The organism is Salinivirga sp., assembly GCF_035268865.1.
GTDB lineage: Bacteria > Bacteroidota > Bacteroidia > Bacteroidales > Salinivirgaceae > Salinivirga.
This window is the reverse complement of the sequence record NZ_DATFKB010000032.1, coordinates 24,377-30,596: the sequence shown is the minus strand read 5'-3', so window position 1 is coordinate 30,596 and position 6,220 is coordinate 24,377. Positions and strand designations below refer to the sequence as shown.

Annotated in this window: 3 protein-coding genes; all 3 read right to left on the bottom strand. The window is 39.7% G+C overall.

Features of this window, described 5'->3' with window-relative positions; translation table 11 throughout:
- Positions 1-1,515: WD40/YVTN/BNR-like repeat-containing protein (locus tag VJ937_RS02220; protein ID WP_324065276.1), on the bottom strand; the 1,515-nt coding region annotated here is incomplete at its 3' end.
- Between the two features lie 157 nt (positions 1,516-1,672).
- Positions 1,673-3,010 (bottom strand): NADP-specific glutamate dehydrogenase, encoded by a 1,338-nt coding sequence (gene gdhA / locus VJ937_RS02215; protein WP_324065275.1) that lies wholly within the window; start codon positions 3,008-3,010, stop codon positions 1,673-1,675.
- A gap of 168 nt (positions 3,011-3,178) precedes the next feature.
- Entirely contained in the window at positions 3,179-6,139 is a 2,961-nt protein-coding gene (locus tag VJ937_RS02210) for a PEP/pyruvate-binding domain-containing protein (protein ID WP_324065279.1), read from the bottom strand.
- Positions 6,140-6,220 lie beyond the last annotated feature (81 nt).

Below are 6,220 nucleotides of genomic sequence, written 5' to 3'. Positions count from 1 at the left end.
TAAAGGTGTATTCCAGTTCCATTTATAGGCTTTTTCATCCTTACCTTCCAAAGGTTTAATCTTTACAGTTTCGCCCGATTTCTTGTCGTAGCGAAACATATTTCCATATTGATACTCGGTATAAACAATATTAGGATCGGTCGGGTCTATGGCTGCAAAAAAGCCATCACCGCCCATGGTTACAAACCAATCGGCGTTTCTTATACCCTTGCTGCTTGTTGTTTGAGACGGCCCGCCCATAGAATTGTTATCCTGTGTTCCACCATAAACATTGTAGAACGGATACTCATTGTCGACTGCAACGCGATAAAACTGTGTAACAGGAAGGTTAGCTTTAAAATTAAAGTGTTTTCCTCCGTCATAAGTTTCATAAATACCACCATCACCACCAATAATAAAGTGCTGGTTATCGTTTGGATTAATCCACAGTGCATGATCATCTACGTGACGATTACTTGTGGATAACCTTTTCCATGTTTTACCTCCATCTTCAGTGTAATGTGAAAAGGTCTCAACCGAGTATACTTTATCCACATTAACCGGGTCACAAAATAGTTCATTGTAATATTGTCCGCTTGAACTATGATCACTCATACGCTGCCAGCTCTCTCCTCGGTTAGTAGACCTGTAAAAGCCACTTTTACCTTTAGCAGCCTGCATAATCAGGTAAACCACGTTGTGGTCAACCGGGGAAACAGCAATGCCCATGCCTCCGATATGAACTCCGGGTAGGCCTTTCATTATTTTGCGCCATGTATCGCCACCATCGGTTGATTTATACACTGCAGATTCGGGACCACCACCAATTTTAGTGTAGTGGGTTCTTCTGCGTTGCTCTGATGTAGCATACATGATATCGGGGTTCACAGGATCAATAACCACGTTATTTACTCCGGTGTGTTTGGAAATATCAATTACTTTTTTCCAGTTTTCGCCACCATCAATACTTTTATAGAGCCCACGCTCTCCACCGGGGCCCCATGCAGAACCTTCTGCTGCAACAAAAACGATATCGGAATTACGGGGATCAATAACGATATCGCCTATCTGGCGACTCTCTTTCAGTCCCAAATTTTTAAATGACTGGCCACCATCAACAGATTTATAAACACCATTGCCATACCCGAGGGCACGCTGGTGATTGTTCTCGCCGGTTCCAACCCAAATCACATTATGGTTATTGGGATCCATGGTAACACAACCAATGGAATAGGCACCGTAATTATCAAAAACAGGTTTAAAAGTTACGCCATGATTAGTGGTTTTCCATACATTTCCCGATGCAACAGCTACATAATATTCAGAATAATTATCAGGGTTCACTGCAAAATCGGCGATACGTCCGCTCGCCCAGGCTGGTCCGAGACTACGCCATTTAAAAGCGTTTAATTTTCCGACCAAAGTATCTTTGGCCGCTTTTTCATCTTTATCTTTTTTCTTAGCAAGGCTTTCGTGGGGTGAAAAGAATACAAAAACCCCCAGGAAAAGCGTAAACAGAAAAGTTTTAAAACGCATAGTTCACTTATTTTAGTTCAACATTGATAAACGAATTATCTACACTAAAATAAGGAGAAACACATGAATAAATAAATTAAATAAAAAAACGTCCGATTTTGGGACAAAAAAAAGCCGCTGAAAAATCAACGGCTTTCTTTTATATAATTTCAAAAGATTAAACGACTCCCTGGTCAATCATTGCATCTGCAACTTTAATGAAACCAGCAACGTTGGCTCCTTTAACGTAATTACAGAAATCACCATCTGTACCATATTTCTGGCATGCAGAGTGAATGCTTTCCATAATTGTGTGCAGTTTACTATCAACCTCCTCTGGTGCCCAGCTAAGTTTCATTGCATTTTGGCTCATTTCCAAACCAGAAACAGCAACACCACCTGCATTGGCAGCTTTTCCAGGTCCGAAGAGAATTTTACTATCAAGAAAATGCTCGATAGCTTCCGGAGTTGAAGGCATGTTGGCACCTTCAGATACACAAATTACACCGTTAGAAACAAGTGCTTTGGCATCGTCGAGGTTCAATTCATTCTGGATAGCACATGGCAGCGCAACATCAACTTTCTGCTCCCATGGTCTTTTACCTGCAAAGAATTTTGCATTTGGAAACTCTTCTGCATAAGGAGCAACAACATCGTTATTCGATGCACGCAACTCAAGCATATAGTTGAATTTTTCTTCTGTGCTGATGCCATCAGGATCATAAATATATCCGTCAGGACCTGAGATTGTAACTACTTTAGCTCCAAGTTCAGATGCTTTTTGGGCTGCGCCCCATGCAACGTTACCAAAACCTGAAACAGCTACAGTTTTACCTTCAAATGTTTCTCCTTTGGTTTTAAGCATTTCGTTGGCAAAATATACATTACCAAAGCCTGTTGCTTCCGGACGAATCAATGATCCACCCCAATTACGGCCTTTACCGGTAAATACACCGGTATGTTCGTTACGTAGTTTTTTATACATACCGTACATAAAACCAATTTCACGTCCACCAACGCCGATATCACCGGCAGGAACGTCTGTGTCAGGACCAATGTGACGGAATAATTCAGTCATGAAAGACTGGCAGAAACGCATAATTTCGCCATCAGATTTTCCTTTTGGGTTGAAGTCAGAACCACCTTTACCACCGCCAATAGGCAATGTAGTAAGTGAGTTTTTAAAGATCTGTTCAAATCCAAGGAATTTCAGGCCACCCAATGTAACACTGGGGTGAAAACGCAACCCGCCTTTGTAAGGTCCAATTGCGCTGTTGAATTCAATACGGTAACCACGGTTAACCTGCACCTCACCGTTATCGTTGGTCCATGAAACACGGAACATAATAACGCGCTCAGGTTCGAGCAAACGCTCTACAATTTTTTGATCACTGTACTTAGGATTTTCTTCTACAAAACCCTTAATACTTTCAAGCACCTCTTCGGCAGCTTGCAAAAACTCAGGTTGACCGGGGTTTTTGGCCTCCAGTTCAGCCATAATTTTCTGTAAATCCATATGTTTTACGATTTATAAGAACATTAATCAATGATTCGACAAATCATTATTGTCGTTTACAAAGTAATAGGAAACATTTATCATTTCCAATGAAAACTTAACAGAAAATTCACTTTTTATTATTGTTTTTTAACACATATCACAAAGACTATCAAAAGCTGATAAATATCATGGTTTCAGGACAATGCCCTTGTTTCTTTTTGCCTCGATTTTGACTACTGCCGGTTGCGAAAATTGCACATGTCTGATATAATCAGTTTCGAAAACTGCCGATTGATTATCCAAAAATTCCACATCGTATTTGCCATCATTCATAAATGGATTGATGGTAAAATAACCGATACGGAAAGAGGTCAGGTTCTGGAAAAAATGCGTACCCTGGCTCGGGTCAATGCGATAATTAGGTAAGCCCGACTCAACAATAAGTCTTGCCTGTGATATTTGGCTCCATTTTATAGGTACGCCCAGCCAGGGGTCTGAAGAGCCCCAGCGACCAGGTCCTACAAGGATATAGTTTTTGTTTTCCTCTCTGAATTTCCGGTTCAATTCATCTAATTCTTCAGCAATTTGCTTGGTTTTTTCCGGATTAAAAGTGTCGGGTTTTACATAAATAAAATCGTATAAATCATCAATTATCCCATTACCCAAAGCTTTTTCTGATACAAGTATACACTCTTCTTCATTGACATCCCCCAGATCAAAGTTCAATGTATCAGACGCTTCAACTATCGGCCTGATTTGCAGAAAACTAAAAATATCCGGGCAATCCTCTCCTGTATCGAGGTTTACAGCAAATTCAATTTCTACCGGGTGATTCATCTCTTTTTGCCCCACATGCAATAAAGTATTAAGAATATCGCTTAAGGGGAAAGAGTTATATTTCAGTATCCCTGAGAAGGTAATTAGTTTTTTTCCTTTACCATATGCCCCATCCCTCACAACGTTATCCTGAAAATCATACACTGAACATATTTTTTTAATTGCCCCGTCTTTGTCGGCCTCTTTTATACTAAACTCTTCCATATTAATTCCATCATCGGTAGAATCGATATAATCCTCAGGATTCATGCTCAGCGCATAAAATTTCTTCTGCGTTTCTGTCAAAGCCATTTGCGGTGTTGACAGCTGCAATACCTTTTTGGGGTATTTGGGAGAAAAACGCAAGGTTTTGCCGCCTTCTACAATTATTTTCCCTAAACCAAGGCCAATGGAGGTGATGCCATCTTCTGGTTTTTCGGGTTCAATGGGATAAAAATTCACCGAACGTGCAACACCTGAAATGGTCGGGTAAAACCGGTCTCCATATCTGGAACCCGTCACCTCCTGTAAAATGATGGCCATTTTCTCCTCATCAATTACATTTTTCGTTGCTTCCATATATGCCTTGCTACTGCGGTAAAAAACCGAGGCATACACACTTTTTATAGCCCTGTAAAGCATCTCAAGCATCTCCTCATCCTCCTTTATATACGGAATCATGTAAGTAGAATAGATACCTGCAAATGGCTGATAATGGCTATCCTCAAGTAAGCTTGAAGAGCGTATGGCCAACGGGGTACTGGTTTTAGAAAGTAACGCTTTTAATTTCTCTTTTACGTGATTCGGTAGGGCACCATTTAAAAAATGTTGCAGAATTACTTCGTCATCTAAATCGAGTAATGCGATTTCATAAAGATTATTATTGGTCATGAACTCATCAAAAACATCCGTGCACAACACAATGGTTCTGGGAATGCTGATGATAATATTTTCATATTTATAAAATATTTTATGTTTTTTAATGATATTATCTACAAAAGCCAGGCCCCTGGCTTTACCACCAATTGAACCCTCTCCGATTCTGGAAAAAATAGAATACTCATCAAAGCCATCGCCTTCGAATTTTGAGATAATTCCCCTGCCGCGATTAATTCTGTATCTTGAAATTTCTTTAAGTACATACTCGCGCACATCTTCTATTGTATCGAAATCTGTAGCAGAGGCCCTTGAGAAAATATTGGAAAGTGAAAACAGCGATCGGGCTTTTAACCATTTCGAAAAATCATGTCGCTGACTATGGAAACGCAGACTCTCTGCAGGCACTTTCCGCACCGCCTCCTGAAAAGTAACTAAATCACGAGCTCTTGCAACCTGCTCTCCCGTACGCGGATTTTTAAAAATAAAGTCTCCAAACGCAAAATTGTTAATCACATAATCGCGCAACTCTAATGAAAGTTTATTTGAATTCTTATCTAAAAAACCCACATTTAATTTATCTGCAATGGTTCTGTTCTGAGGTCTTGAAGACTGCAAAAGGAAAGGTAAATAGGAATTGTCAGCTTTCACATGTTCGCACAGTTTAAACCCCGCATGCGGATCCTTCATGTTATCTTTCGAGTACCTTATATCAGAAATAACTCCCAACATATTATTTCTGTACTTATTATAGAATTCGATGGCCTCCTCATAAGAAGTTGCCAAAAGAATTTTTGGCCTTCCCCTTTTTCTGATCATCCGCTGGTGCTCATTCAACCCCTCTTGCATAAATCTTTCACTCTGGTGAAAAATAACTTTATACAGGTTGGGTAAGTAACTGGAGTAAAAACGAATGGAGTCTTCTACAAGCAGCACCACCTGGACACCAATTTCATTGGCATCCCTGTCCACATTCATTCTATCTTCGATAAGCTTTACAATAGCCAGAAGCAAATCTGCATTTCCCAACCACGAGAAAACATAATCAATAGAACTAAGGTCCTCATTCTGCAGCCGCATACTTACTTCTCGTGAAAAATGCGTAAGTACAACAATGGGAATTTCAGGGTAATGACTTTTTATTTGGTTAGATAATTGAAAGGCATCGGTTTCACGCACACTCAACATTGAGATTACAAGATCGATATTACCATCTTCAAGTATTTCAAAAGCTTTGGTGGCAGAATTTGCCTGTACAAAAACAGGTGGATAGCGCAGGTTAAGTGAAACATATTCTTTAAAAATTTGCTCATCAATACGTCCGTCCTCTTCAAGCATGTAGGCATCATAATTGCTACAAATAAGTAAAACACGATAAATACGTTTTTGCATCAGTGCCTTAAACATGGTCTCCTTATCAAAATACTTCTTCGATTGTATAAATTCGCGATAAATGGATGTCAACATATACTAGCATGTATTAAATTAAAAATCAACCGATTACCCCACCAATAAAAATAAAACCGGTACATTATC

Bases quoted from the DNA above. Each gene is read 5' to 3' on its own strand.
- gdhA (WP_324065275.1), bottom strand. From the start codon at position 3,010: ATGGATTTACAGAAAATTATGGCTGAACTGGAGGCCAAAAACCCCGGT.